This window comes from Marinimicrobium sp. (assembly GCF_002695945.1).
Classification (GTDB): Bacteria; Pseudomonadota; Gammaproteobacteria; order Pseudomonadales; family Cellvibrionaceae; genus Marinimicrobium; species Marinimicrobium koreense.
The window spans coordinates 1-25,821 of the sequence record NZ_NZQP01000019.1 but is presented as its reverse complement, the minus strand read 5'-3'; the positions used below and the strand labels follow the sequence as shown (position 1 = coordinate 25,821).

General features: G+C 59.0%; 28 protein-coding genes. 18 read left to right on the top strand and 10 right to left on the bottom strand.

Going from position 1 to position 25,821, the window contains the following annotated elements:
* Window positions 1-55: 55 nt before the first annotated feature.
* From CMG77_RS03335 to CMG77_RS03315, 5 genes are all read right to left on the bottom strand, one after another.
* Window positions 56-577: a response regulator transcription factor gene (locus tag CMG77_RS03335; RefSeq protein WP_238559217.1), complete on the bottom strand. Its 522-nt coding sequence runs from the start codon at window positions 575-577 to the stop codon at window positions 56-58.
* Window positions 570-1,796 carry a sensor histidine kinase gene (locus CMG77_RS03330; RefSeq protein WP_286876460.1) on the bottom strand — a complete coding sequence of 409 codons (1,227 nt, stop codon included), beginning with the start codon at window positions 1,794-1,796 and terminating at the stop codon, window positions 570-572. Before CMG77_RS03330 ends, CMG77_RS03335 begins: the two co-directional genes overlap by 8 nt.
* On the bottom strand, window positions 1,783-3,180 hold the full coding sequence (locus CMG77_RS03325) for an MATE family efflux transporter (RefSeq protein ID WP_286805842.1): 1,398 nt from the start codon (window positions 3,178-3,180) through the stop codon (window positions 1,783-1,785). The genes CMG77_RS03330 and CMG77_RS03325 overlap by 14 nt, the downstream gene beginning before the upstream one ends.
* Window positions 3,181-3,278: 98 nt before the next feature.
* Window positions 3,279-3,770 carry a ribosomal protein S18-alanine N-acetyltransferase gene (gene rimI, locus CMG77_RS03320; RefSeq protein WP_286805843.1) on the bottom strand — a complete coding sequence of 164 codons (492 nt, stop codon included), beginning with the start codon at window positions 3,768-3,770 and terminating at the stop codon, window positions 3,279-3,281.
* Between the two features lie 14 nt (window positions 3,771-3,784).
* Entirely contained in the window at window positions 3,785-4,558 is a 774-nt protein-coding gene (locus tag CMG77_RS03315) for a flagellar biosynthesis protein FlhF (RefSeq protein WP_286805844.1), read from the bottom strand.
* 275 nt (window positions 4,559-4,833) lie between these two features.
* Between CMG77_RS03315 and cysQ the strand changes: the two genes are divergently transcribed.
* The 4 genes from cysQ to hepT all read left to right on the top strand — a co-directional run bounded on the left by cysQ (window position 4,834) and on the right by hepT (window position 7,122).
* Window positions 4,834-5,604: a 3'(2'),5'-bisphosphate nucleotidase CysQ gene (gene cysQ / locus CMG77_RS03310; RefSeq protein WP_286876461.1), complete on the top strand. Its 771-nt coding sequence runs from the start codon at window positions 4,834-4,836 to the stop codon at window positions 5,602-5,604.
* A 4-nt stretch (window positions 5,605-5,608) separates the two neighbouring features.
* Window positions 5,609-6,172 (top strand): sugar O-acetyltransferase, encoded by a 564-nt coding sequence (locus CMG77_RS03305; protein ID WP_286805846.1) that lies wholly within the window; start codon window positions 5,609-5,611, stop codon window positions 6,170-6,172.
* Between the two features lie 154 nt (window positions 6,173-6,326).
* Window positions 6,327-6,716 (top strand): nucleotidyltransferase family protein, encoded by a 390-nt coding sequence (locus CMG77_RS03300; RefSeq protein ID WP_265368698.1) that lies wholly within the window; start codon window positions 6,327-6,329, stop codon window positions 6,714-6,716.
* Complete coding sequence (gene hepT / locus CMG77_RS03295) at window positions 6,706-7,122, top strand: type VII toxin-antitoxin system HepT family RNase toxin (protein WP_265368699.1); 417 nt, start codon at window positions 6,706-6,708, stop codon at window positions 7,120-7,122. The genes CMG77_RS03300 and hepT overlap by 11 nt, the downstream gene beginning before the upstream one ends.
* A 66-nt stretch (window positions 7,123-7,188) precedes the next feature.
* Here the strand turns inward: hepT and CMG77_RS03290 are convergent, their stop codons facing one another.
* The 4 genes from CMG77_RS03290 to CMG77_RS03280 form a co-directional block, all read right to left on the bottom strand.
* Window positions 7,189-8,328 (bottom strand): lipase family protein, encoded by a 1,140-nt coding sequence (locus CMG77_RS03290; protein ID WP_286805847.1) that lies wholly within the window; start codon window positions 8,326-8,328, stop codon window positions 7,189-7,191.
* Between the two features lie 16 nt (window positions 8,329-8,344).
* On the bottom strand, window positions 8,345-8,830 hold the full coding sequence (locus CMG77_RS03285; RefSeq protein WP_286805849.1) for a DUF6795 domain-containing protein: 486 nt from the start codon (window positions 8,828-8,830) through the stop codon (window positions 8,345-8,347).
* A gap of 335 nt (window positions 8,831-9,165) precedes the next feature.
* Window positions 9,166-9,402, bottom strand: a complete 237-nt coding sequence (locus CMG77_RS15745) for a protease complex subunit PrcB family protein (protein WP_353743445.1) — start codon at window positions 9,400-9,402, stop codon at window positions 9,166-9,168.
* A gap of 577 nt (window positions 9,403-9,979) precedes the next feature.
* On the bottom strand, window positions 9,980-10,468 hold the full coding sequence (locus CMG77_RS03280) for a pilin (RefSeq protein WP_286805850.1): 489 nt from the start codon (window positions 10,466-10,468) through the stop codon (window positions 9,980-9,982).
* Between the two features lie 456 nt (window positions 10,469-10,924).
* Between CMG77_RS03280 and pilB the strand changes: the two genes are divergently transcribed.
* The 12 genes from pilB (at window position 10,925) to maoP (ending at window position 22,427) form a co-directional block, all read left to right on the top strand.
* Window positions 10,925-12,652 (top strand): type IV-A pilus assembly ATPase PilB, encoded by a 1,728-nt coding sequence (pilB, locus tag CMG77_RS03275; RefSeq protein ID WP_286903603.1) that lies wholly within the window; start codon window positions 10,925-10,927, stop codon window positions 12,650-12,652.
* Window positions 12,653-12,657: 5 nt separating this feature from the next.
* Window positions 12,658-13,923, top strand: a complete 1,266-nt coding sequence (locus CMG77_RS03270; protein WP_286805852.1) for a type II secretion system F family protein — start codon at window positions 12,658-12,660, stop codon at window positions 13,921-13,923.
* Window positions 13,924-13,926: 3 nt separating this feature from the next.
* Window positions 13,927-14,799 (top strand): prepilin peptidase, encoded by an 873-nt coding sequence (locus CMG77_RS03265; protein ID WP_286876463.1) that lies wholly within the window; start codon window positions 13,927-13,929, stop codon window positions 14,797-14,799.
* A 3-nt stretch (window positions 14,800-14,802) separates the two neighbouring features.
* Window positions 14,803-15,405, top strand: a complete 603-nt coding sequence (gene coaE / locus CMG77_RS03260; protein ID WP_286805593.1) for a dephospho-CoA kinase — start codon at window positions 14,803-14,805, stop codon at window positions 15,403-15,405.
* 353 nt (window positions 15,406-15,758) lie between these two features.
* Window positions 15,759-18,572, top strand: a complete 2,814-nt coding sequence (locus CMG77_RS03255) for a monovalent cation/H+ antiporter subunit A (RefSeq protein ID WP_286805595.1) — start codon at window positions 15,759-15,761, stop codon at window positions 18,570-18,572.
* Window positions 18,572-18,919 carry a Na+/H+ antiporter subunit C gene (locus CMG77_RS03250; protein WP_286805597.1) on the top strand — a complete coding sequence of 116 codons (348 nt, stop codon included), beginning with the start codon at window positions 18,572-18,574 and terminating at the stop codon, window positions 18,917-18,919. Before CMG77_RS03255 ends, CMG77_RS03250 begins: the two co-directional genes overlap by 1 nt.
* Complete coding sequence (locus CMG77_RS03245) at window positions 18,916-20,433, top strand: monovalent cation/H+ antiporter subunit D (protein ID WP_286876464.1); 1,518 nt, start codon at window positions 18,916-18,918, stop codon at window positions 20,431-20,433. The genes CMG77_RS03250 and CMG77_RS03245 overlap by 4 nt, the downstream gene beginning before the upstream one ends.
* Window positions 20,430-20,957: a Na+/H+ antiporter subunit E gene (locus CMG77_RS03240; protein WP_024460870.1), complete on the top strand. Its 528-nt coding sequence runs from the start codon at window positions 20,430-20,432 to the stop codon at window positions 20,955-20,957. Before CMG77_RS03245 ends, CMG77_RS03240 begins: the two co-directional genes overlap by 4 nt.
* Window positions 20,942-21,211, top strand: coding sequence for a K+/H+ antiporter subunit F (locus tag CMG77_RS03235; RefSeq protein ID WP_286805602.1), 270 nt, complete (start codon window positions 20,942-20,944; stop codon window positions 21,209-21,211). The genes CMG77_RS03240 and CMG77_RS03235 overlap by 16 nt, the downstream gene beginning before the upstream one ends.
* Window positions 21,212-21,221: 10 nt before the next feature.
* The gene (locus CMG77_RS03230; protein WP_286805604.1) at window positions 21,222-21,560 is read left to right on the top strand and encodes a Na+/H+ antiporter subunit G; all 339 of its coding nucleotides are present in this window, start codon (window positions 21,222-21,224) and stop codon (window positions 21,558-21,560) included.
* 104 nt (window positions 21,561-21,664) lie between these two features.
* Entirely contained in the window at window positions 21,665-21,931 is a 267-nt protein-coding gene (rpsT, locus tag CMG77_RS03225; protein ID WP_024460873.1) for a 30S ribosomal protein S20, read from the top strand.
* A gap of 202 nt (window positions 21,932-22,133) precedes the next feature.
* Complete coding sequence (gene maoP / locus CMG77_RS03220; protein ID WP_123637963.1) at window positions 22,134-22,427, top strand: DUF413 domain-containing protein; 294 nt, start codon at window positions 22,134-22,136, stop codon at window positions 22,425-22,427.
* Window positions 22,428-22,434: 7 nt separating this feature from the next.
* Here maoP and CMG77_RS03215 read toward each other — a convergent pair whose 3' ends face one another.
* Complete coding sequence (locus CMG77_RS03215) at window positions 22,435-23,469, bottom strand: LacI family DNA-binding transcriptional regulator (protein ID WP_123637964.1); 1,035 nt, start codon at window positions 23,467-23,469, stop codon at window positions 22,435-22,437.
* A 125-nt stretch (window positions 23,470-23,594) separates the two neighbouring features.
* Between CMG77_RS03215 and CMG77_RS03210 the strand changes: the two genes are divergently transcribed.
* Complete coding sequence (locus CMG77_RS03210; protein ID WP_246004359.1) at window positions 23,595-24,119, top strand: gluconokinase; 525 nt, start codon at window positions 23,595-23,597, stop codon at window positions 24,117-24,119.
* Window positions 24,120-24,154: 35 nt separating this feature from the next.
* Window positions 24,155-25,504 carry a GntP family permease gene (locus tag CMG77_RS03205; RefSeq protein ID WP_286805608.1) on the top strand — a complete coding sequence of 450 codons (1,350 nt, stop codon included), beginning with the start codon at window positions 24,155-24,157 and terminating at the stop codon, window positions 25,502-25,504.
* Window positions 25,505-25,821 lie beyond the last annotated feature (317 nt).

The following is a 25,821-nucleotide window of genomic DNA, read 5'->3' as shown; positions in this document are numbered from 1 at the left end:
AAAAACGCCCGAGTACATAATAAGCGCTCATTTCGGACCTGACTACGGTGCCTACTCAGAACGGAGAGTGCTTTTTCAACTTGCGCTGCAGAGTGCGCCGGTGCATGCCCAGGGCCCGGGCGGTGGAGGAAATGTTGCCATCGTGCTCCAGCAGTACCCGTTGCAGATGCTCCCATTCCAGCTCGGCGGGGGTGACGTGACGGCCTGAAAGCGGCTCGGTTTGTGCCACGTCGGTGCCTCTCAGCACCTTGAGGAGCTGGGCCAGGTCCACCGGCTTGGCCAGGTAGTTGGTGGCACCGCGCTTCATCGCTTCCACAGTGGTGGCGATGCTGGCGTAACCGGTGAGCACCACCAATTCACGGGGCTGAAAGCGCTGTTTGAGTTCCGCAATCAGGTCCAGCCCGGACCGCTCGCCCAACATCAGATCGAGCAGAATCGCATCCAGGGGCTCGGGATCACAGGCGAGCGCGTCCTCCGCATCGGCGCAGGCGCTCACCTCAAAGCCCTCGCGCCCCAGGCGGCGAGTCATCAGGTCGCGAAACAGCGCATCATCGTCAATCAGTAGCAGCCTAGTCACCGTCAGAACACTCCTGAATGGGCAATTCCAGCCGGGCTCGAGTGCTGCGATCGTCACCGGACCAGTACACCCGCCCGCCAAACCGCTCCAGCGTGGCGTAGCTGACCAGCGCGCCCACGCCAAACCCGTCATCGCTGGGCAGACATTCGGCCCCCAGACGCGCCCGCTGCTCCGGTGTCAGAGGCCGGCCGGTGTTATCAATGTCGAGCCGCCACAGTCCCTCAGAGCAGTAACCACTCACCCGCACCGAACCGCCCGCATCCAGGGCATTGTTGAGCAGGCTCAGGATGGCCGGCATCAGCGTGCGATCGGCGCGCACACCAGAGCCTGCCACCCCTTTCATCTCTCCCCACGCCACAGGCTCGCCGGGGCGGGTGATACTCAGCAATTGGCGTACCGACTGCAGCAGTTGATCCAGTGGCAACGCTTGCAGACGCCGCGCGCGGACATCCTCGGCAATCAGCCGCCAGTCAGCCAATAATCCCTGAATACGCTCCAACTGCCGGCGGATCAACTGGCGTTCGGCATCCGTCTCCTGACGGTCCGCGGGCGCCAGAGTGAGTTCCATTTCATCCAACAGCAAACCGATCGACTGAACCGGTGTCGCCATTTCGTGGGTCAACTGGGCGGCGGCGGTTCCCACCGCCAGGAGTTGTTCATCGCGTAACTGGGTTTCCCGCAGCCGCTGCAGATCCAGATCCCGCAGGTGCAGTTGCCGGCGCAAATAGAGTAAGGTCAAAGCCAGCAGCAGGGCCGCAATCACAAAACCGGCCACCATGGCCTGAAAGTGTCCGCCCATGCCGTCGTGACCGAGGTGCGTATCGGACACCGCCACCAGTTGCACCAACTGCCCCGCAATACTCGCGATCAACAGCAGAGCCGCCCACCGCCAGGGCAGCAATAAAAACGCCAGCACCAGGGGAATCAACAACAGCGCGGCAAAGGGGTTGGTGGCGCCCCCGGTCAACCAGACCACCCCGTTCCAGAGCACAATATCGCATAGAAGATGGAGGCTGAGCCGCCGATGTTCGGCGCGGGGCCACGGCGAGTAAGCGACGAGCTGGACCGCCAGTGCAAAGCACCACAGACCCAGCCAGCCATCCACCGTCAGCGCCGTCCCGGACAGAACATCTTGACCGATGGGCACCAGCAATACGGCAATCAGAAGCCAGCGCGCCCACTGAAGATACTGCTCCGGGCTGCGTTCAGTGGGGGTCATGGCCCGCCTCCACCGAGACCAGCGCACGACGCCCACCTTCAGCCCGAACCTGCTGGACGTAACGACGCAGCCACTCCCAGGCCCAGAGCCCGACCAGGCAGTTCGCCAGCGCCGTGGCCATAAAGATGCCTTCCAGTCCCCAGATCCACTGGCCGAGAAAGGCCAGGGGCAGGAACACGTAGACCACCCGTCCCGCGGACAATGCCATCGCCGGCAGAGGGCGACCCAAGCCGTTAAAAGCGGCATTCACCGACATCACGATACCGTAGGCCCCGTAACTGAAGGGCACCACGGCCAGGTAGAAAGCAGCCACCCGCAAGACCTCAGCATGCTCGCTGAACAGGCTTGCCAACAACCCGCCAAACAGCCACAGAAAGACCGCGATCAAGAGCCCAAACCCGAGGCAGAATAACGAGAGTACCTTTACCGCCTCATTCAGACGGTGGTGTTGACCGGCCCCGAAATTCTGCCCGAAGAACGGACCGATAACACCGGACAGCGCGTAAAACACGATCAACATCAACGGCTCGATGCGCATGGCCACTCCCAGCCCGGCCACCGCATCGGTCCCGTAGCGGGCGACCATGACCGTCACCACCGCACTCGCCAACGGGACAATCACATTGGTGGCCATGGCGGGAACACCGACATGCACAATGGTTTTCCAGGAGCGCATCAGCGCCTGCCAGGCCACCCAGGGGTAGGTCAGCAGCCGAACCCGCACGGCGAGAATGTAAAAGGCCACCAGAAAGGTCAGTATGCGAGTGACGAGCGTCGCCAAGGCGGCACCCTGGAGCTCCAATGCGGGAAAGCCCCACAGTCCGAAAATCAGCAGCGGGTCCAGCGCGGCATTGAACAGCGCCGCCGCGCTCATCAGGTAACCCTGGATGTGGCTCATGCCCAGGGCACGCAGGGCCGACAGGCAGACCATGGGCACCATCAGAAACGGCGCGCTGATAAACCAGATGGACATGTAGTCGCGAATCAGGGGCAAGAGATCGGGCGTGGCGCCCAGAAGGCTGAACAGCGGGTCCATCAACAGCCAGCCGAGCAGGCACATGCTGGCCGATACCAGAAAGGTCAGACTGATCGCGTCGGTGGCCAGGCGCCGGGCATAGCTGGCGTCCCCTTCACCGATGGCACGGGAGATGGCCGACGAAGACCCCGCCCCCAGACCGATGCCCAGGCTGGTAATGATCATCACAATCGGGAAAGTAAAGCTCATCGCCGCCAGGGGCTGGTTGCCCAACTGCGCCACGTAGAAGGTATCCACCACATTGAACGACATGGTGGCCAGCAACCCCCAGACCATGGGAATGGCCAGGGTCCGCAGCTGGCCGGCCACGGAACCTTCGGTGAGCGTTGCAGTAAGCGGTCGTGACATAAACCCCACGGCGGCAGGCGGATTTAAAGCGGGACAGTATACCTGAGACGCCCAGGCATCGGGGAACGGTGGATGACGGCCTTCGGCCTTATGCCACCCTACAGCTGCCGCGCCAGAATCAACGCATCCTCCCGCCCCCGGGCGGTAGGGTAATAATTCGGCCGTTGCCCCAGCTCGAAAAACTGCTCCCGCTCATAGAACGCGATTGCCGAGTGATTGGACACCCGCACTTCAAGAAACACCATGCTGGCGAACGGCTTGACCTGCGCCAGCATCAGCTCCAGTAGCGCCTGCCCCACGCCCTGGCGCTGTCGATTCGGTGCGACCGCAATATTGAGCAGCTCGGCATCGCCCGCGGCCCAGGCCACCACCACAAACCCCACCAACTGCCCCTGATGCTCGGCGAGCCAGCAGTGATGACGACCGGTCAGGCAGTCGTCATAACTGGACCGTCGCCAGGGATGGCTCTGAACCTGCTTCTCAAGTGCCATGACCGCCTCGATATCGGCGGACGCCAAGGGTCGGAAAGTCAGCTCAAGACCGGTGGCAGTAGTCACGATGGAGAGCGAAGGGTGGGGAGTCGACGTCATGGTGGTCAAAGCGGTCAGCTCGCGGTCACGTCCATTGGCAACCAGGGCTGCAATGCCGTCCAGAGCGGCCGTTTCAGATCCGGGTTGCGCAGTATCTCCAACAGACTGGGTGCGACCAGCGTGGGCATGTCGAACGGCGGCAGGGACAGCGACTGCCAGAGGGCTTCATCGTACTGCCTATCTTCCGGCAACAGGAAGCGCGCGGCCGACTCCCCCATCAGCAACAGGTGGCGCACCGGCCGGTTGGCCAACTCGGTTTCCAGCCAGGTGCCCAGCTCGGCCCGCGCGTCCTCGCTGGTCAGACGCACCGCCTTGTGGTTGACCAGCGGCCAGGGCAGTACCTCTTCGCTGACCCGCTGCGTATCGTGGGGCGCCAGCGCCTGCAGCAGGTTGCGCAGCAGACGGTCCGTGGGCATGGCCGCGCGGGGCTGGCGGGCATCGACCACCAGTATTGGCAAGGGCGAACGCCAGATGCTGAGGGTAAAGGGCTCGATTCGCTCGGCGGGCGGCTCCGCAGCGGCGACTTTCTCCGGTTCCGGAGGCGCTTCCCGACGCGTCGGCTTGGCCGGTTCGCGCATATCGTTCAGGAAATCCGCCACCGGCCGCGGTGCCTCAGCGGACGCCCGCTCGTTCGCAGGTTCCCGAGCCACCGCAGGCGCGGCTGGCTGCGGCTCGACCACAGGCAGCTCGCAGGCCGTGGGCATCGGCGCATGCGGCATCAGCCAGCGCGGAACGTACTGTTCCATGCCCAGGGCGTCCAGATAAGCCTGTCGCTGATATTCATTCATAAAAAGAGGTCACAATGCCCGGCCAAATCAATCCGCCATTCTAGCAAACATCACCCACAATGTCGGGCTGGGGTTACGGCGGATGCGCTTCGCTTATCCGCCCTACGCAAACCACGGCGGATCGCGTAGGGCGGATAAGGGCGAAGCCCGCATCCGCCGTAAACCAACGTGACCCCACCCCCAAAAACCACCCCTATTCGGCCCCCACCCTACTTTTCGGTATACTCCCCCAAAACACGTTCGGCACCCACCCTCTCAAGGAGCTTTACCCAAAGATGCCAACCATCCCCTATTCCGACATCATTCAGGCCGCCCAAGCCGCCGGCGACGCCATCATGACCGTCTACCAGAAGGACTTCGAGGTCTATCAGAAGAACGACGACAGCCCCCTCACCGAAGCCGATCTAGCCGCCCACCGTGTCATCGTCGACGCCCTACAGCGCCTGACACCGGACCTGCCCATCCTGTCCGAGGAGAGTGAAAACGCCCCCTGGGACGAACGCAAAACCTGGGACCGCTACTGGTTGGTGGACCCCCTGGACGGCACCAAGGAGTTCGTGAAGAAAAACGACGAATTCACCGTCAACATCGCCCTGATCGAGCACGGCGAACCCACCTGGGGCGTGGTGGACGCGCCGGCGCTGGGCTGCACCTACCACGGGGGCACCGCGACGCAAGGCGCCTGGAAATCCGTTAATGGACAGGACACCCCGATCACCGTCAGCAAGGCACCCGCGAACAACACCGGCTGGCGCATCGTGGGTAGCCGCTCACACCAGAGCGACGCGTTCAAGGCCTTCCTGGACGACTTCGACGCCCCGGAAATCAAAAGCATGGGCAGCTCCCTGAAAATCTGCCTGATTGCCGAGGGCGAAGCCGACCTCTACCCTCGCCTGGGTCCCACCAGCGAGTGGGACACCGGCGCCGCCCACGCGGTACTGCTGGGCGCCGGCGGGCAGTTGAACGTCGCCGAGAGCGGCGAGCCGCTGCGCTACAACCAGGAAGAGTCGGTACTGAACCCCTTCTTCATTGCCCGAGGCGCCTGATGCTGTGAGCGATCACCAAACCGAGCGGGAGAAAATGTTGTCGGGGGCGCTGTACGACCCCATGGATGCCGAACTCTGCGCCGCCCGTCGCCGGGCGCGCCTGCTGTTCGAAAGCCTCAATGCCAGCCGGGATAACGAAGTGAAAAAGCGTCGCCAGCTACTGCGCGAACTGATTCCCGACGGCGGCGACACCGTCTGGATGCAACCGCCCTTCTATTGCGACTACGGCGACAACATCCACCTGGGCGAAAAGGTGTTTTTCAACTTCAACTGCGTGGTACTCGACGTGGCGGAGGTGCACATCGGCGCCCGCACCCTGTTCGGCCCCGCCGCCCAGGTGTACACCGCCACCCACCCAATGAATGCCCAAGAGCGCGCCTCCGGGCTGGAAGCCGGCAGACCGATCACCATCGGTGAAGACGTCTGGATCGGCGGCGGCGCCATCATCTGCCCCGGCGTCACCATCGGCAACCGCTGCGTCATCGGCGCCGGCGCCGTGGTCACCAAAGACATCCCCGCCGACCACTTCGCCGCTGGTAACCCCGCCCGCATCATCCGCCCAATCTGAACCCCAACCCTTCGATGGGTGGCACTCAAACTCTGCGTAGGGCGGGTAAGCAAAGCGCACCCGCCGTAACCCCACAACACCCACCCAACTTGCCGCCCGCCACTCCGCCCCGTAGAATCAAACCATAACCTCATGAACCAGACCCGCAACGGCTATGACAAACAAAGACCTTGATCGCTTGAGCGCCCACCTAGCCAACCGTTTCCCAGAGCTTGAGATTTGTGCGCTTATAGGCAGCCGGGCCAGAGGAGACGCCCACCCCGACAGCGACTGGGATTTTGCCATCCAGTGGCCCAAAGCCCTGAACGATACCTGGAACACACTTACCGAAACGGAAACATTACGACTGGATCTCGCCAACTGGCTGTCCGTCCCTGCAGAAGCCATTGATCTGGTGGAGCTACCGACGGCGGGACTGGCCATGAGAGCGGCGGTTGCCGAAGAGGGGCGCCCCCTGATAACCCGGCTCCCCTGGTTTCATTTTTTAAGCCGAACCTGGCGCGATCTGGAAGAACACTACTGGAACGATGTCTATGCAGCTTGATCTGTATTTACAGGAAACCGCCCGTCTCGCAGAGCGGCAAGGACGCCTACTAAACCAGGCCGTTCAGCGTATCCGTTCAGGAGAGACTTTGACAGAGCTGGAACAGAATGGAGTGCTGCATGCCATCCAGGTGCTTACGGAAAATGCGATAGGCAAGGCCAAACACCTCCTGAAAACCAAGGGGCATCAAGTTCCCGTATCCGCCTATGATGCGTTCCGGGCCTTATCGGAGGCAAAGGTTATTTCCAAAAACGATCTGACAAGCTGGAACGCGATCGTTGGACTTAGAAATCGCATTGTGCACGATTACCTGAATATCGACTTTCACATCATTGAAACATTGCTCGTTGAGAGTCGCCACCAGATCATTGTGGATTTCCTCACGCGGAAAGAAGATATTGGCTAATGCCGCGCTGAAGCGTTACCCCCTTTGCATCAACCATCTGACTTCTGAATCGCGTTTCGAGCATCTTTATTTGACTGAGCCATCAACCGTCGCAGTACGTGGCGAATCAACCCCTCGGTCAGCGATTCCCTGCTCTCTGGGGCGCGCATCCCCAACGCCTGCATGATCTTTCGCATCAGGCGTTCCACCCAGTAACCGACATGCTCCGCCATCTTGATGCCCTTCGCCAACAGGTAAGCCATCTTGTCCGCCACCGTGAAAAACCCGATAAACGCCCCCCTGAAACGTCACCAACATCGCCATGGCGACCTTCTTGATGACATAGATCAGCGCCGAGTCGACCCACCTCCAGAATGTTGGTGATGAACTGTTTACCGGCGTTTTAGACTCCAACCAGGACTCAATAGCACTCTCAAGCGTATAAGGTGGCTCGGGGTTTCCCTTGATCGACTCCCAGGACTTCCCCTTCACAGACTTCACATAGCGATCCATTCGATGAGCGTCGCCTGACAACAGAGGCTCATGAGAGTGTATATAGTGACCTGGTAAGTTATAAGGGGCATGCATAAACGGATATAAAGGCACCATGGCCACCGGATCCGTCTTGTGATAAATCCGATGCATATTCACCCCCTGAACAGCGGAGGTGGTACTTTTCACAAACCAGTCAGTACCAACCCGTGGCGCCCCGAACGTATAGAGCCGCGTCGCATACTTGAGGTGTCTGGCAACCCAATCCGCTGCCAGAGAGGCCACCGCGCCTCCCAGACTATGGCCCACACAGTGGACCACTTTGATATTGCCTCCCAAGGAGGCGAAAAACGCTTTGAGTGCAGGCAGCATACTGGCAAAACAATGATGGAACCCACAGTGAACAGGTAAACCAGCTTCGTTGTTGGTGATGCCAATTCTCGCATCGGTCAGAAAGTCGGCTCGATCATTGGCCGACGTAGTACCTCTGAACACCAGAAACACTTCGCCCTCATGATAATCTCCGCCCATTGAGCATATTCCAAAACCATTCTTTCGGTTCAGGATCAGCCGGCCACCCAGCTCGGCTTTTAGGTGCCGAAAAGCGGTTGAGGGTTTAGACTTCGTTCTGGAAAAAGCGGGATGGGACAGAAAGATAGGCACCTGATTGTCTGTTTGTACCCGGTAGATATCAGTCGCTAGTTCCGCCGCAACCGTTGGACTCAATGTACTCATAAAAACTCCTTTTAAATCAAACCTCCCAAGTACAGCGGGCCCCCAAAAGTGCATCATCGGTACGAATAGGACGAAGATCTTCAGTTAGCTCGCAGACCAGATTTTTAGGCTCTCCCCCGAATTCGACGTTCAGTTCCCCTTTGCTTTTACTCAACGTCCATATTAAATAGCTCTCACCGCGATATTCCACGGTTATCTCCTGGGTGATTACGAGCTGAGCAAGCGGGCTATCCCTATACGTATCGTTTAACTGGGGAATGAAAAAAATACCGTCTTCATCGGTCTTATAATGATAGGTTTCACCTTTTTTATCCTTCCATTTAACCCATAGTTTCAGTTCAGCCCCCGAAACAGGCCGACCTTCAAACAAAAGGCGCCCTGCCATAGGCGAAAATACAACGATCTCGGTTTTCTCTCCCCTGATTAGCGATGTCATAGCAACTCCACTTGCAACAAACGTAAAAAACACAATACCGACTAAAACCACAATCAGAACTTTCAAATGTACCGCCCTCAACAAGATCGCCATGTTCGTATTGGCTACCGGCACTTAAAGATTGAAGGCAGGGGATTTAAAGCAGGAAGATTACGCAAGAGCGAAACTTGGATGAAGCAGCTACGGTGTCCCTGAAAATCCCTGTGCCAACCTGACACGCCTTCGCTTTGAGAGCCAGATCACAAAAACCCAAAGGATCTGGCGTCGAAAACAACTTAGTGCCGAGCATCTCGACGTGTAGGTTGCAATATAGCGCCGCTGAACCGGTATCGACAAGAGTATTGCACGCCAACAATTCCGTTCTTATCGATCGATAATCGCAACGGTACCGTATTGGCGTTCTATTCCAATTCCAGCCCGCAGGCCGATACGCTTTGGCCGGAAAGATGAACCTGATCCTGGACTTTCGGCAGAGACACAAAGCAGTAAGGATACGTCATTTGGGTGGTAACCGCGCAATCCGAGGACGGAGACACCAGCGTATAGCCCACATCAAGACCGCCGTCCCGTGCGTCGACTTCACTGACATATACCGAATAACCACCATTTGACTGTCGGCCAGCCAATACGGCAATCACAGCACGTTCATCAAAATCGATTTCAGGAACATCGTCCTAGGAGTCTGGGTTGGCCGCTAAATAAAGCTCGCGAAAGCGATGGGCATTGGTAATATGTTCCGCCAAGCTCCCGTCAATATCGGAGTGCCCTGTGTTATTCGGGCATGCGACCACTTCAGTCTAAGAAGGCAGCCTGCCAGCTAACGGGATGAGGTTCCACGACGCCAGACTAGGTTTGATCTGACCCGCAGCCTATCACACCAAGCAAACAGCTACTGGCATCGGGAAAGATTTCACACGAGAGAATCCTGCATCACACCCGAAGATCATCCGTTTCCGGGAGCATAGCGTGTACCCAGTATGCGAGACTATAAACGATAATGAAAAAGCGTAGAGATAAGGGGGCAAAGGAACAGCTAAGCAACCACCCAGCATTGGTGTTGGACACCAACAAGGCTCTGACAGCCATCATTCAATAAAATAGGAATAGCAAGATTTTAATAATTTTAAGTCAATTAACGTTAACAGCTTCATATTTTAAAGCAAAACCTCCGCCGAAACGAAGGTCTTGCTGGAAACGAGCCGTGTAACGCTTGAATTAACGGCAGTTGGCGGGACGATACTTCGCCTCTACCGTACCACCAGAGCAATCCCAAGTAATTTGCGTTCCAGCACCGGCTGCCTGCAGATCTAGAGCTGCGCCAGCACTATCTTGTGGAGAGATCAAGATAGTTTCGGCCCCAGCAGGAACCACAGAAGGATCATAGGTAATTGTAATGATCCCTGTAGCATCACTTTCGATGGAAGTAACATTCTGGTTTTGTGCCAACTGTGCAGCGGTCATCGGAGAGGCGCCAAGAGCGGCACAAGTCGCCGCATCGTTACAAAGCATAGTTCCCGGACCACGACTTTGGAAAGTTTCTGAAATAGCAGTCTTCAACGCGGAGGACAACGTTAACCCCTCAGAAACTTTGGCTCGAATCGTGTAGTCTTGGTAAGCAGGCAGAGCTACCGCAGCCAAAATACCGATAATCGCTACAACGATCATCAGTTCAATCAAAGTAAAACCTTTTTGCATCTGTTTCATGGTTTGAGACTCCGTTGGTGGATATAGTTACAGACAGAGGAGAGACTGCATAAGCTGTGCCAAAACCGCCCAAACCCACCACCTGAGCCATGGTCACTCCATAATCAACCCGACCCCCTTCATAATAATGATTTATGCGACAACCTTGGACGCACCCTGCCTGCCAATGACATTTTTTGTCACCCTCACCAACCGGACGACGTCTTTTCCAGCCAAAGAATCAGGCATAGCCACCCCTCAATTTTCAATATTGTGAACCGCATCACAGTTTATAGAGGGACGGGGAATTGGGCTTAAAAGCACCAAGAACGATTCCTGCGCTAGAATTGTAGATATCCCATGGACTTATCGTATACAGTTAAGACTCTGCTTTGACTTTCACGCCACAGGTCGGCTTTCATCCGCCGTGGCACATGGTCAGCGAACAGAATAAAAGCTCTTGGAAATCAGGCATTTATGAATACCTCTGCACCCGCTCTCAGCGGCCTGGCACGCCGGTTGGTCCACGATGGCCTGCTGGATTCCGAACTGGCGAGCCAGGCTCAGGCCCAGGCGGCACGCGATCGCGTGCCCTTTGTGCAGCATGTGGTCACTCATCAGATTCTCGATGCTTCCACTATCGCCCGGGTCGCCGCCGACGAATTCGGCACCCCGGTATTTGACCTCGATAGTCTCTCAGCTATATCAATACCCGCGAAGCTTGTGGACCAGAAACTGATCCAGAAGCACCATACCCTGCCCTTGATGAAGCGGGGCAATCGGCTGTTTCTGGCAGTGGCCGACCCAACCAACCTTCATGCGCTGGACGAAATTAAGTTCAATACCGGCCTGAACACAGACCCGATTCTGGTTGAGGCTGACAAGCTGGCGTCCGCTATTGACCGTTACATCAACGCTCAAGAAGAGTCGATTAGTGACACCTTGGGCGGACTGGACGACGACGCTCTGGATAGCCTGGAAACCGAGGGCGGAGAACCCGAGGCCCCGAAGGATGACGGGGGCAAAGAAGAGGATGAGGCTCCGATTGTCCGCTTTATCAACAAGATTCTGTTGGACGCCATCAAGGGTGGCGCCTCGGATATCCATTTTGAACCCTATGAAAAAGCGTATCGAGTGCGTTTTCGCACAGACGGCATCCTGCAGGAGGTGGCCAAGCCTCCAATCAACCTGGCGACCCGCCTGGCGGCACGCCTGAAGGTAATGTCCCAGATGGATATTTCCGAACGCCGGGTACCCCAGGACGGTCGGATCAAGATGAAGATTTCCAAGAGCCGGGCGATCGACTTCCGGGTGAATACCTTGCCTACCCTGTTTGGGGAGAAGGTCGTGCTGCGGATTCTCGATCCCAGCTCCGCCAAAATGGGCATTGATGCGCTCGGTTACGAGGATTACCAGAAGCAACTCTATATGGATGCCTTGGCCCAGCCTCAGGGTATGATTCTGGTCACAGGTCCCACGGGGTCCGGGAAAACGGTATCCCTCTACACTGGCCTGAATATTCTCAATACCAGCGAACGCAACATCTCCACCGCCGAAGACCCGGTGGAAATCAACCTGGAGGGGATCAACCAGGTTCAGGTCAACACCCGGGTAGGGCTGACTTTTGCCGAATCCCTGCGCTCCTTCCTGCGTCAGGACCCGGACGTGGTGATGGTGGGGGAAATCCGGGACCTGGAGACGGCGGAAATCGCCATCAAGGCGGCCCAGACTGGCCACCTGGTGCTGTCCACCCTGCACACCAACAGCGCCCCGGAAACGCTGACCCGCCTGCTCAATATGGGCGTGCCGGCCTTTAACGTGGCCACCAGTGTGAGCCTGATTATCGCTCAGCGCCTGGCCCGTCGATTGTGCAAAAGCTGCAAGAAGCCCGCAACGGATATCCCGGATGCCGTGCTGAGTGAAGAGGGTTTCGACGAGATCGGGATTCCCCGCAGCGAACTGGAACTTTACCACCCGGTGGGCTGCGCACAGTGCACCAATGGTTATAAAGGTCGTGTCGGGGTCTATGAAGTGGTTCGCATCACGCCGACCATTGCCAGTCTTATAATGGAGGGAGGCAACTCCCTGCAAATTGCCAAAGCGGCCCGCGAAGCGGGCTTTAATAACCTGCGGATTTCAGCCCTGCGCAAAGCGGCGCAAGGGGTGACCAGCCTTGAAGAAGCCAACCGAGTCACCAAGGATTAACGCTTATGGCCACCACCGCCCAAGCTAAACCAGCCACATCAAAAAACAAGCCCAAACCCCGAACGTCGACTTCTTCAACATACGTTTACAAGGGGGTTGACAAAAGGGGTTCTAAAATAGAAGGAGAGGTAGAAGGCTTAAGCCCGGCAATCGTCAAAGCTCAGCTCCTGAAGCAGGGTATTCGAGCAAATCAGGTCAAGAAAAAACCGAAGCCTTTATTCAGTGGCGGAGGAAAGCGAATACAGCCCAGCGATATTGCCGTCTTTTCCCGACAAATGGCCACTATGATGAAGGCCGGGGTGCCATTGGTTCAATCGTTCGAAATTGTAGCGGATGGTTTGGACAACCCTAATGTTCGAAAGCTGGTGATGGAAATTCGGGAGGATGTAGCCGCCGGAGGAGGTTTCGCTCAAGCCCTGCGCAAACATCCAAAGTATTTTGATGACTTGTTTTGCAACCTTGTCGAGGCTGGAGAGCAATCTGGCGCCCTTGAAACCATGCTGGATCGCATCGCCACTTATAAGGAAAAGACGGAGGCGTTGAAAGCCAAAATCAAAAAAGCTTTGACTTACCCGATAGCCGTAATAGTTGTCGCCATCATCGTTACAGGTATTCTGCTGGTCAAAGTGGTTCCGCAGTTCGCCGAGACATTTAGTAGTTTTGGTGCAGACCTCCCTGCATTTACTCTTTTTGTTTTGAACTTATCAGAGTTGGCTCAAAACCACTGGTTCAAAATTATACTGGGAGCGGCTGCGTTTGTATTTTTATTCAAGGAAGCAAAGAAAAGATTTGAAAGTGTAGGCTATGCTATCGACAGATATATTCTTAAAGTACCTGTGGTAGGGAATATTCTGTACCTTTCAATTATGGCACGATTTGCACGCACACTCTCCACGACTTTCGCTGCAGGCGTTCCACTTATCGACGCACTGACATCGGTGGCAGGTGCAGCAGGCAACCGAATTTACCGGGACGCCATTATTAAAATACGCGAAGATGTATCAACAGGCATTCAGTTAAACACAGCAATTCGAGCGCAGAAAATGTTCCCAACCTTACTGATTCAAATGGCCTCTATCGGCGAGGAATCAGGTGCTCTGGACGAAATGCTCGAGAAAGTCGCGGTGTATTATGAAGAAGCCGTCGACAACCAGGTGGACAGCCTGACATCACTGCTTGAACCCATGATTATGGCCGTACTTGGCGTACTGGTCGGTGGCCTTATGATTGCCATGTACATGCCGATCTTCCAAATCGGTCAGGTCGTTTAATTCATGGCATCTATTCACGAAGTATTAGAGTTATACCCCTCAGTGGCGCTCATCAGCGCCACTGTTTTAGGTCTGCTGGTTGGCAGCTTCCTCAATGTGGTGATCTATCGCCTGCCGAAAATGCTCCAGTCGGAGTGGCGGTCGCAGTGCTGCGAGCTGCTGGAGCAGTCACCACCGGAACCGCAGAAAACGTTCAACCTGATCACCCCCAATTCCACCTGCCCCCACTGCGGGCACGGGATCAAGCCCTGGGAGAACGTGCCGGTGATCAGCTATCTGGTGCTGCGGGGCAAATGCTCGGCCTGTAAAGGCCGGATTTCCGCCCGCTATCCGATCATCGAGCTGGTGACGGGCCTGTCGAGCCTGTTTGTGATTCACCAGTTTGGCGTGACCGGCGTCGGCCTGGCGGCACTGGTGTTCACCTGGTCGCTGATTGCGCTCACGATGATCGACATCGATACCCAACTGCTACCCGATGCCATCACGCTGCCGCTGCTCTGGCTCGGGCTGATCGTCAATCATCTGGGGGGCTTTGTGCCACTGGAGGACGCCCTCTGGGGCGCGGTGGCGGGCTACCTGTCGCTCTGGTCGATTTACTGGCTGTTCAAGCTGCTGACCGGCAAGGAAGGCATGGGCTACGGCGATTTCAAACTGCTCGGCGCGCTGGGCGCCTGGCTGGGCTGGCAGATGCTGCCCCTGGTGGTGCTGCTGTCGTCCCTGGTGGGCGCGGTGATCGGTATCGGCATGATGCTGATTCTGGGCCGGGACAAGAACATTCCCATTCCCTTCGGCCCCTACCTGGCCATTGCGGGCTGGATTGCCTTTATCTGGGGCGACAGCCTGCTCCAACAGTACCTTCAGTTCGCGGCTCCCTGAATCATGGCGGAGCGGGTTATCGGCGTTACCGGAGGCATCGGCAGCGGCAAGTCTTCCGTCATGCGGGCCTTCCAGGCGACAGGCATTGAGGCCGTGGATGCGGACGATATGGCGCGGGTGGTGGTCGAACCCGGCCAGCCCGCCCTGAAGGCCATTGCCGAACACTTTGGCCCGGATATTTTGACGCCTGACGGCACCCTGGACCGCCCGACCCTGCGCGCCATCATCTTTACCGATCCCGACGCGAAAACCTGGCTTGAAGCCTTGCTGCACCCTCTGATCAACCGGGAGTTGCGTTCGCGGCTGGCCGCGGCGCGAGGTCCCTACGCCCTACTGGTGTCTCCCCTGCTGTTTGAGACCGGGCAGGATAAGCTGGTCGACCGGATTCTGGTGGTGGATGTGCCGGAGTCCCTCCAGCTCGCACGGGCCAGTGCCCGGGACGGTGCGGACCCGGAGCAGATCCAGCGGATCATGGCCAGTCAGATGTCGCGAGCCGAGCGGCTAAAGCGGGCGGATGACTTGTTGGATAACACCGGGAGTCTGGTCGATTTAGAGAAGCGGGTGGAAGAGTTGCATCGGGGTTATCTGGCGTTTGCGGGTCAGTGATCGGTGGATGACCCGCAAACGCTCCGATACGTCGGACCGTTTGCGGGTCATCCACCGAGGGTTAACATAGGTTAAGAGGCTTCTGCAATACTGGTACTCGGCCCCCTTTACAGTGTATAAAAGCATTTGCCGGTTTCTGGTACGACGTCCACAACGACCTAAGACACGGGAATGACCGCGATGCCGCACCACCATGAGCCCCAAGGCTTCACTTTAAAACGCCACCCCTTCTTTACCGACCCACCCGCGTCGCTGTAACCCCGTCTGTTGTTACCCACAACGAATCTCAAGGTATCCCCGGTTATACTTGTCCGGGCGGAGATGAATAATACCCACAAGGTGTGAGAGACCTTATGACACTGTTTTTGATTGTATTCCTGCCGCTCCTGGGCGCGCTGGTCCCCCTCGCCACGGAGCGCTTCGGGCGCAACCTGTGCGCCTGGTCGGCGGCGTTAGCGCCTTTGATCTCCCTGGGGCTGCTGCTTTACCTGACGCCAGCGGTGCTGGCCGGCGAGACCTTTCGTTTCCATCAGGCGTGGCTGCCCGGGTTGGGGCTGGATCTGAGCCTCCGCCTGGACGGCCTGGGGCTGATGTTCGCCTTGCTGATCACCGGGATCGGCCTGCTGGTCATGCTGTACGCCCGTTACTACCTGTCTTCACGGGACTCTCTGGGCAAGCTCTACGCCCTGCTGCAGATATTCATGCTGGCGATGCTCGGCATTGTGCTGTCGGACAACATCCTTCTGATGTTGGTGTTCTGGGAGCTCACCAGCCTGAGCTCGTTCCTTCTGATCGGCTATTGGTCCCACCAGTCCGAGGCCCGTAAAGGGGCGCGGATGGCGCTGGCGATTACCGGGGCGGGCGGCCTCTGCCTGCTCGCGGGCGCACTGCTGCTGGGACATATTGTCGGCAGCTTTAATCTGACCGAGATTCTCGCCGCCGGGGATCAGATCCGCGCCCACGCGCTCTACCCAATCACCCTGATTCTGGTGCTGCTGGGCGCCTTTACCAAGTCCGCCCAGTTCCCGTTCCATTTCTGGCTGCCTCACGCCATGTCCGCCCCCACCCCCGTGTCGGCTTATCTGCACTCGGCCACCATGGTCAAGGCTGGGGTGTTTCTGCTTGCCCGGATGTACCCGGCACTGGCGGGCACCGAGCTGTGGTTCTTTATCGTCAGCTTCGTGGGCCTTGCCACGCTGGTGTACGCTGCCTATACGGCCCTGTTCAAACACGACCTGAAAGGCCTGCTGGCCTACTCCACCATCAGCCACCTGGGCCTGATTACCCTGCTGTTCGGTTTCAGCACCGAGCTGGCGGCAGCGGCGGCGGTGTTTCACATCATCAACCACGCCACCTTCAAGGCGTCGCTGTTCATGGCGGCCGGGATCATCGACCACGAGACCGGCACCCGGGATATGCGCAAGATCAACGGCCTGTGGAAGTACATGCCGCATACCGCGCTACTGGCCATGGTCGCGTCCGCCGCCATGGCCGGCGTACCGCTCCTGAACGGCTTCCTGAGCAAGGAGATGTTCTTTGCCGAGAGCCTGCACCTGGAGTATCTCGGTCAGTTCTGGTGGATCATGCCGATGCTGGCCACCCTAGGGGCGCTGTTTTCAGTGGCCTACTCATGGCGCTTTATTCACGATGTCTTTTTCAATGGCGAGCCTCAGGATCTGCCCAAGTATCCGCCCCACGAGCCGCCCCGCTACATGAAAGTGCCGGTGGAGATTCTGGTGGTGCTCTGTCTGGTGGTGGGTATTTTGCCCCACTACACCATTGAGCCCTTTATCCACGCGGCTGCCACGGCGGTTCTCGGGCACGAGATGCCGGAGTACCACATTGCGCTCTGGCACGGGTTCAACCTGCCGTTGTTGATGAGCGCCATCGCCCTGGCCGGCGGTATTCTCCTCTACACCCAGCGCAAAGGGCTGTTTGCGTTTTACGAGCGCAAGTTCCGCAAGGACGAGAAGCTGGTGTTCGAGCATCGGGTACAACGCAGCGTCCTGGCCGCCCAGTGGGTTACCGACCGGCTTGAGAACGGCTCGCTCCAGCGCTATCTGGCGCTGTTCTTCGGTTCAGCCCTGGTCGTGGGCGCCGCGGGGCTCTGGTCTCTGGCCGAGTGGACCGGTTCCGCTTCGCTGACCCCGATGGACCCTGTAAGCCTGGTCGCCACCGCCTTGCTGGTGATCGCGGCGTTCGGCACGGTGCTGATTCATCACAACCGGTTTGCGGCCCTGCTGATGCTGAGCGTGGTGGGCCTGATCGTATCGCTGACCTTCATCCGGTTTTCCGCCCCGGACCTGGCGCTGACCCAGCTGTCGGTTGAAGTGGTCACCATCGTTCTGCTGATGCTCGCGCTCTACTTCCTGCCCCAGATGACACCCAACGAGTCACCACCCAGACGCGTGGTTCGGGATATTGCCATTGCCGGCAGCGCCGGGGCGGGCATTGGCGCCCTGTGCTGGGCGGTGCTGACCCGGCCGTTCACCCCCATTTCCAACTACTTCCTGGAAAACAGCGTTAGCGGTGGCGGTGGCACCAACGTAGTCAACGTGATTCTGGTGGATTTCCGCGGTTTCGATACCCTCGGGGAGATCACCGTGCTAGCCCTGGCGGCCGTTGGTATCTACGCGATGCTGCACGGCCTGAAACTGCCACTGCCCCAGGCCGATGGCGACGGTCGTCGCTGGGCCCGCGAGCCGCATCCGCCGATTCTGTCGGTGATGACCCGCATCCTGCTTCCGCTCGCCATCATGGTGTCCCTGTACATTTTCCTGCGCGGTCACAATATGCCCGGCGGCGGGTTCATTGCCGGGTTGGTCACCAGTGTGGCGCTGATCCTTCAATATATTTCCACCGGTACCGAGTGGATGCAGCAGCGCCTGCGCTGGAATTACCGGAAAGTGGCCGCCACCGGCGTGTTGATTGCCACGCTCACCGGGCTGGCAAGCTGGTTGTTCGGCTACCCCTTCCTGACCTCGACCTTCACGCATGTGCACTGGCCATTTGTGGGCGACTTTGAGCTCGCCTCCGCCATGGCCTTCGATGTCGGCGTCTATGTCACGGTCGTGGGTGCCACCATGCTGATTCTGGCGCACCTGGGCAAGCTGGCGCAGACCACCCACGAAGCCCCGGCCACCAATGAACAAGGGGAGAAGATTTAATGGAGCTGTTGATTTCAATCATGATCGCGGTGATGACCGCCTGCGGCGTGTACCTGATGCTGCGCGGCCGGACTTTTCCGGTCATTGTCGGGCTGACTCTGTTCACCTATGCGGTCAACCTGTTCATTTTCGTCATGGGCCGCCTGACCGCTGGCGCGCCGCCGGTGATCGGCACCAGCGATCACTACGCCGACCCACTGCCTCAGGCCCTGGTACTGACCGCCATCGTGATCAGCTTTGCCATGACCGCCTTTGTCCTGGTGCTCGCCCTGCGGGCACGGGCCGAGCTTGGCAATGACCATGTCGACGGTACGCCGAGCGATGCGGCGCAGGAGGACCGGGCATGAGTCACCTGATTGCACTGCCGGTGCTGTTGCCACTGATCACCGGGGTGATCCTGCTGTTACTGGCCGGCAAGGGCTTTGTGCTGACCCGCACGGTCAGCCTGATCAGCGCCGGTCTGTTGGTCATCGTTTCCCTGCTGCTGTTCTACACCGCCAGCAGTGGTGTCATTCAGGTCTATGCCATGGGGGACTGGGCGCCGCCGTTTGGCATCGTTCTGGTTCTGGATCGGCTCAGTGCCTTCATGGTGCTGGTGACCAGTGTGCTGGCGTTCTTTGCCATCTGGTACGCGGCGAGCACCATGGACCACCCGGCCTACAACCTGAACGGCCTGCTGCACCTGTTGCTGCTCGGGGTCAACGGCGCCTTTCTCACCGGCGACCTGTTCAACCTGTTTGTCTGTTTTGAGGTATTGCTGCTCGCCTCATACGCGCTGCTGGTGCAGGGCGGAGGCCCGGAGCGGGCAAGGGCCGGGCTGCACTATGTGGTGTTGAACCTGGCGGGTTCCAGCCTGTTTCTGATTGCCGTGGCCACCCTGTACGGCATTACCGGCACCCTGAACATGGCGGACATGGCCGCCAAGGTGGCCAACCTGCCCGCCCAGGACGCGCCGATTGTGGCGGCGGCCGGCCTGCTGTTTATGGTGGTGTTTGGTCTAAAAGCCGCAATGGTGCCGCTGTACTTCTGGCTGCCCCGGGCCTATAGCGCGGCCAGCGCTCCGGTCGCGGCCATGTTCGCCATCATGACCAAAATCGGGGTCTATTCCATCGCCCGGGTCTACACATTGATCTTTGGCGATCACGCCGGCGAACTGGCCAACCTGATTCAGCCCTGGCTGTGGCCACTGGCTCTGGTCACCCTGGCACTGGGGGTTATCGGTGTACTGGCCGCCCGCAATCTGCGTATGCAGGTGTCCTACCTGGTGATCATCTCGGTGGGTACCCTGCTCGCCGGCCTGGCCCTGAACACCGCTGAAGCCCTGAGTGCGACCTTTTACTATCTGGCCCACTCCACCTGGGTGTGCGGCGCACTGTATCTGATTGTCGACCTGATCCGCCGCCAGCGTCAGGACGGCAGCGACGCCATCCGTACCGGCCCCACCCTGCCCCAAAGCACGACCCTGGGACTGATGTTTTTTGTGGCCGCCCTGAGTGTGGCCGGCATGCCGCCGTTGAGTGGCTTTGTCGGCAAGGTACTGCTGTTGCAATCGGCCGGTACCGGCTACGCCGCCATTTGGCTTTGGGGGCTGGTGCTGCTGGGCGGGCTTGCCTCCATTACCGCCCTGAGTCGCAGTGGCAGTACTTTTTTCTGGCGCACCACGGAGGTGGTGGCCAACACCCAGAAAGCCTCGCTGCTGCCGCTGGCCGCCGCGCTCGGCCTGCTGGCAACGACACCGGCACTGGCACTGTGGGGCGAGCCGATCATCGCCTACACCGACGCCATGGCCGAGCAGCTATTGAACCCGGGCCAGTACATTGACAGCGTGCTGCGCCACACCACTGTAGGGGGGAACCCATGAGCACCCTGACCAATACCCGACGACGGCGCCGGCGGCTTTTACCGCACCCGGTACTCAGCCTGTTCATGCTGTTTCTGTGGTTTCTTCTGGCCAATGACGTGAGCGGCGGCCATCTGGTTCTGGGGGGCCTGCTCGCCTGGTTCATCCCCTTTGTCACCCAGTCCTTCTGGCCCCAGGAAATGACCTTGAGCCGCCCGGGTGTGGCGTTCAAGTTTGTGGTGGTGGTGCTCTGGGATATTGTGATCGCCAACTGGACCGTAGCGCGCCTGATCCTGGGTTCACCCAAGTCCCTCAAGCCGGCCTTCATGACTCTGGAGCTGGACCTGGAACAGGACTTCGCAATCACCATTCTGGCAAGCACCATCTCCCTGACTCCGGGTACCGTGTCCGCCGATTTGAGTGCCGATGGCAAGCGGTTGATCATCCACACGCTGCACGTGAATGATCCGGCCGAAGCTGTGGCGACCATCAAACAGCGTTATGAAGCGCCGCTTAAGGAGATTTTCGAATGCTCGACATCGTAATCCAGATCAGCCTGGTGATGATGAGCCTGGCCCTGGTGCTGAACCTGTGGCGCCTGGCGGTGGGCCCGTCGCTGCCGGACCGGATCCTCGCGCTGGACACCATGTATATCAATTCCATCGCTCTGCTGGTGCTGTTTGGGCTCTCGAAGGAGTCCATGCTGTATTTCGAGGCGGCGCTACTGATTGCCGTCATGGCCTTTGTGGGCACCGTTGCCCTGTCCAAGTACCTGTTGCGCGGCGACATCATTGAATAGGAGCAAGACCATGAGCGAGACAAGCTGGATCGAATGGCTGGTGTCCATTCTGTTGTTGGTTGGCGCCTCCTTTGCGCTGATCGGCTCCTTTGGGCTGGCGCGCCTGCCGGACTTTTTCATGCGCCTGCACGGCCCCACCAAGGCCACGACGCTGGGCGTGGGCAGCATGATCGTCGCCTCCATGGTGTTTTTCAGCACTCGCGGCGACGGCCTGAGCCTGCACGAGCTGCTGATTGCGCTGTTTTTGTTTATCACCGCGCCGGTGAGCGCGCATATTGTGGCCAAGGCCGCCCTGCATGTGCGCCTGCCCTACCGCAAGGATACGCGCCATTGGCACCGGGACAGTTGACATACGGCTCCAAATGGGCATAATGTCGCGTCCTTGATTCCGGCTTGTGCGAATGGCTGCCGGACGACCGAATTTCAGTCTGAATACGTAACAGGAGCTCCACGGTGGCAAATACACCTCAATCCAAGAAGCGCGCTCGCCAGAACGAAAAGGCTCGCAAGCACAACGCCAGCCTGCGCTCCATGACGCGCACCTACATCAAGAACGTGGTCAAGGCCATCGAATCCGGCGACCAGGAAGCGGCCAAAACCGCTTACACCGCCGCTGTTCCGGTCATCGACCGCATGGCTGACAAGGGCCTGATGCACAAGAACAAGGCCGCTCGTCATAAGAGCCGCCTGAACGGCCACATCAAGGCGATGGCTTCCTGAGCCTGACCCGACTGTGACCCGCGCCACGGCCTGACCGCGGCGCCAGAAAAAACCGGCCTCGTGCCGGTTTTTTTGTGCCTGGGAATCCGGCCTCAGGTGGCTGCTGAAAAATTCACTCCGCGCTGACATATTTCTGCCAGAAACATCGTATAACGTGATCGAGGTGTCAATTCCACCCACGTTACGGTAAAGGAGAGCAACCATGTTGCCGCGCGAGCACTACCTCAAGCAGCCCTTTCAGGACCGGGAGCACTTTCCCGCCGGTTTTGACCACTCCAGCCAGTTATCCGGCATCCAGGCCCGCCTGATCCGCAAACACGGCGCGCTGATCCACGCCCTGTGCCGAGGCGAGGTGACCGACCCCACTGATGAGGACCGCCACCTGCTCAAGGTCATCGCCAAACAGGCCGCCCCGAAGAATCCCGTGGAACAGGCCTGGCTGAAATACCTGAGCATCGTCCAGAACTCGTCAACCGGTCTGCGCAAAAGCGCCTGATGCGCTCTTAGAGATGATCGGTAGACTGTCGGAGCGCGACTTCAAAACCGAGGTCGCGCCTCTTCTGCCCGACCTCACCGCCGTTCAAGGCGGTAATGATCATCTCCGCCGCCGTCACCCCCATCTGGTATCGGGGCACGGCCACGCTGCTCAATGACGGGTTGGTAAATGCCGACACTTCGAAGTCGTTGAAGCCGCACAGGCCAATATCACCCGGCACATCCAGGCCCATACGCTGACTTTCGAATAACGCCCCCAGGGCCAGGTCGTCGTTGCAGCAGAACACCGCGTCCACTACGCCGCCGGCTTGCCCCATGAGCGCCCGAAACAGCTCGCCCCCCAACTCGATGGATGAGGGCCGATCGGTCACCTGGACGAAGTTCCGCCAGAACCGCCCCCGGCTTTCCAGCACCGACTTGAAGCCCGCCAGACGCTCCCGAACCCGCTTGTCCATACGGGCACCGATAAAGCCCAACTGACCGTACCCCGCCGACAGCAGTTGCTCCGCCACGGCGGCACCGGCCTCAAAGTGCGATACCCCGACGTTCATATCCATTGGCTCATCCAGCAGGTCCATGATCTGGACCACCGGGATCTTGGCCTTCAGCAGCAGGCGCTCACAGGCCTGGGTCTGCTCACCACCGGTGAGAATCATGGCCTCGGGCGACTGACTGAGCAGGGTGCGTACCATGCGCTCCTCCTCCAGCGCCGAGTAGTGGGTGTCCACCATCAGCACTTTGTAGCCCGAGGTGCCCGCGACATCGTAGATGCCGCGCAATACATCGGTGAATACAATATTCGACAGCGACGGAATCGCCACGCCGATCACGCGTGAGCGCGCTGATGCCAGAGAACTGGCGGATTGATTGGGAATGTAACCCAGCATATCGATTGCCTCCTGCACGGCCTGCCGCGTTGCCTGCGACACTTTATTAGGATGGTTAATGACCCTCGATACAGTGATACCGCTGACGCCGGCGTATTGCGCCACATCCGCCAGGGTGACGGCCTGGGAGTGCTTTTTTCTCGCCCGGGTGCTCACTGTCCAACTCCCTCTTCCAAAAACCGGCAGATTATCACAGCCCAAATGTTTGCGCTAACATAATAAGTGCGCTAACCTCCTCCCGCGTTATAATCCGTATTTTTTGGGAATGAGGGTGACACACCTTGGCAACTCTGCTGATCATGATGGGCGTCTCCGGGGCGGGCAAATCCACGATGGCCTCAGCGCTGTCGGAACACTTCGGCTTTACCTACCTGGATGCGGACGACTTTCACAGTGACGCGGCCAAAGCGCACATGGCGGCGGGCAAACCCCTGACCGATGAAATGCGCGCGCCGTGGATTGCCCGGATGTGCGACTACCTGAAAGAGCATGCCGACAGCGATGCCACCTTTGTCCTTGCCTTCTCCGGCCTGAAGCGCAGCCATCGTGAACCCTTCCGGCACTGCGGTCTCGATACCCACTTCCTGTTTCTGGACGGCGATGCGGACACTATCGCCGACCGGATCAGCGCCCGTCAGGGGCATTTCATGCCCCCGGAGCTGCTGGACAGCCAGTTCGAGGCCCTGGAGCGCCCGGACCTGCAGAAAGAGCCCGATGTCACCCCCCTGAACATTCACCCACCGGTACCCGGCGTGCTGGACCAGGCCATTGATTACATAGAATCCCTCAAGGCCCGCTCCGACTAAAACGGCGCCCACAAACGACAGGAGATAATAACAACATGTCAGCCACCTACTTGCTCTCGGTCACCGTTGTCAGCATCGGTGTTCTACTGTTTCTGATCATGGCCCTGCGTCTGCAGGCCTTTGTCGCCCTCCTGCTGGTGAGCATGGGGGTTGCCATCGCCGGCGGCGTGCCCCTGCCCGAAGTGGCGGACGTCATCCAGCAGGGCATGGGCGGCACCCTGGGCTATATCGCCATCGTGATCGGGCTGGGCACCATGATCGGGGAAATCCTGCAGGTTTCCGGCGGCGCCCAGCAGATTGCCAACACCCTCACCCGCAAAGCCGGCGAAGACAAAGCCCCTTGGGCCCTGATGACCCTCGGCCTGATTGTCGCCATTCCGGTCTTTTTCGAGGTGGCGCTGATCCTCTTTATTCCACTGGTCTACAGCCTGGCCAAGCGCACGGGCAAATCCTTGCTGTTTTACGGCATGCCACTGGTGGCGGGTATTGCCGTGGCCCACTCGTTCATCCCCCCGACCCCCGGCCCCGTGGCGGTCGCCTCGCTGCTGGGCGCTGACCTCGGCTGGGTCATTCTGGTGGGCCTGCTGGCGGGCATTCCCGCCGCGATTCTCGGCGGCATCGTCTTCGGGCGCTTTATCGGCAACCGCATCCACGCCGAGTTACCAGACACCGCTCAGGTCCAGATGGACAGCCACCACCAGAACGATCGCCCACAGCCAGGCTTCACCCTGGTATTGAGCATTATCCTGGTGCCCCTGGCGATGATCCTGCTCAACACCGCCACCAAAACCTGGCTCGGCGAAAGCCACGATGCGGCCCAGATTATGGCCTTTGTCGGCCACCCCTTCACCGCCCTGCTGGTCGCCGCCCTGCTCTCCTTCTACTTCCTGGGCACCCGCCTGGGCTTCAGCCGAGACGAAATCCAACGAGTGGCGACCCGCTCCATGGAGCCGGTGGGCATGATCATCCTGCTGACAGGCGCCGGCGGCGTATTCGGCAAAGTCCTCATCGCCGCCGGCGTGGGCGATGCACTGGTCGAGGCCATGACCGCCTCAAACCTCCCGGTCGTCCTGTTCGCCTTCCTGGTCGCGACCGTCATCCGCGTCTCCCAGGGCTCCGCCACCGTGGCCATGGTCACCAGCGCCGGGCTGGTGGCGCCCCTGGTCAGCGCCGGTGGTTACTCTGACGGCGTAACGGCCTGCATCGTCATTGCCATTGCCTGCGGCGCCACGGTGCTGTCCCACGTCAACGATTCGGGGTTCTGGCTGGTGAAGCAGTTTATGGGGCTGACCGAGCGCCAGACTCTGGCTTCCTGGACGGTTCTGGAAACCATCCTCGGGGTGGTTGGCCTGATTGTTGTATTGATTTTGAGTACGGTTTTGTAGCTTCGCATAGAGTTTTGGGGAGGGTGGAGGGTAGGCCGGTTGGAGACCCGCCGTGAATCCATGATGTGCATGGATGCACGAATGCCGCGGTGGCAGGAGCCAAAGAGCGGCCCCTGGAGGCTTCTCATCGGCATCCATGCCTCAGAGAGTCTCCAACCGGCCTACCCTCCACCCCGTCACGCTCGCAACACAAAACGCCTATTGGCACTGAGGGTCTCGGCGAGGTATACCTGTCGGGGACTCTCGGAGGCAGGGAGCCGACGAGAAGCCTCCAGGGACGGATTCACGGCGGGTCCCCGACAGGTATACCTCGACGA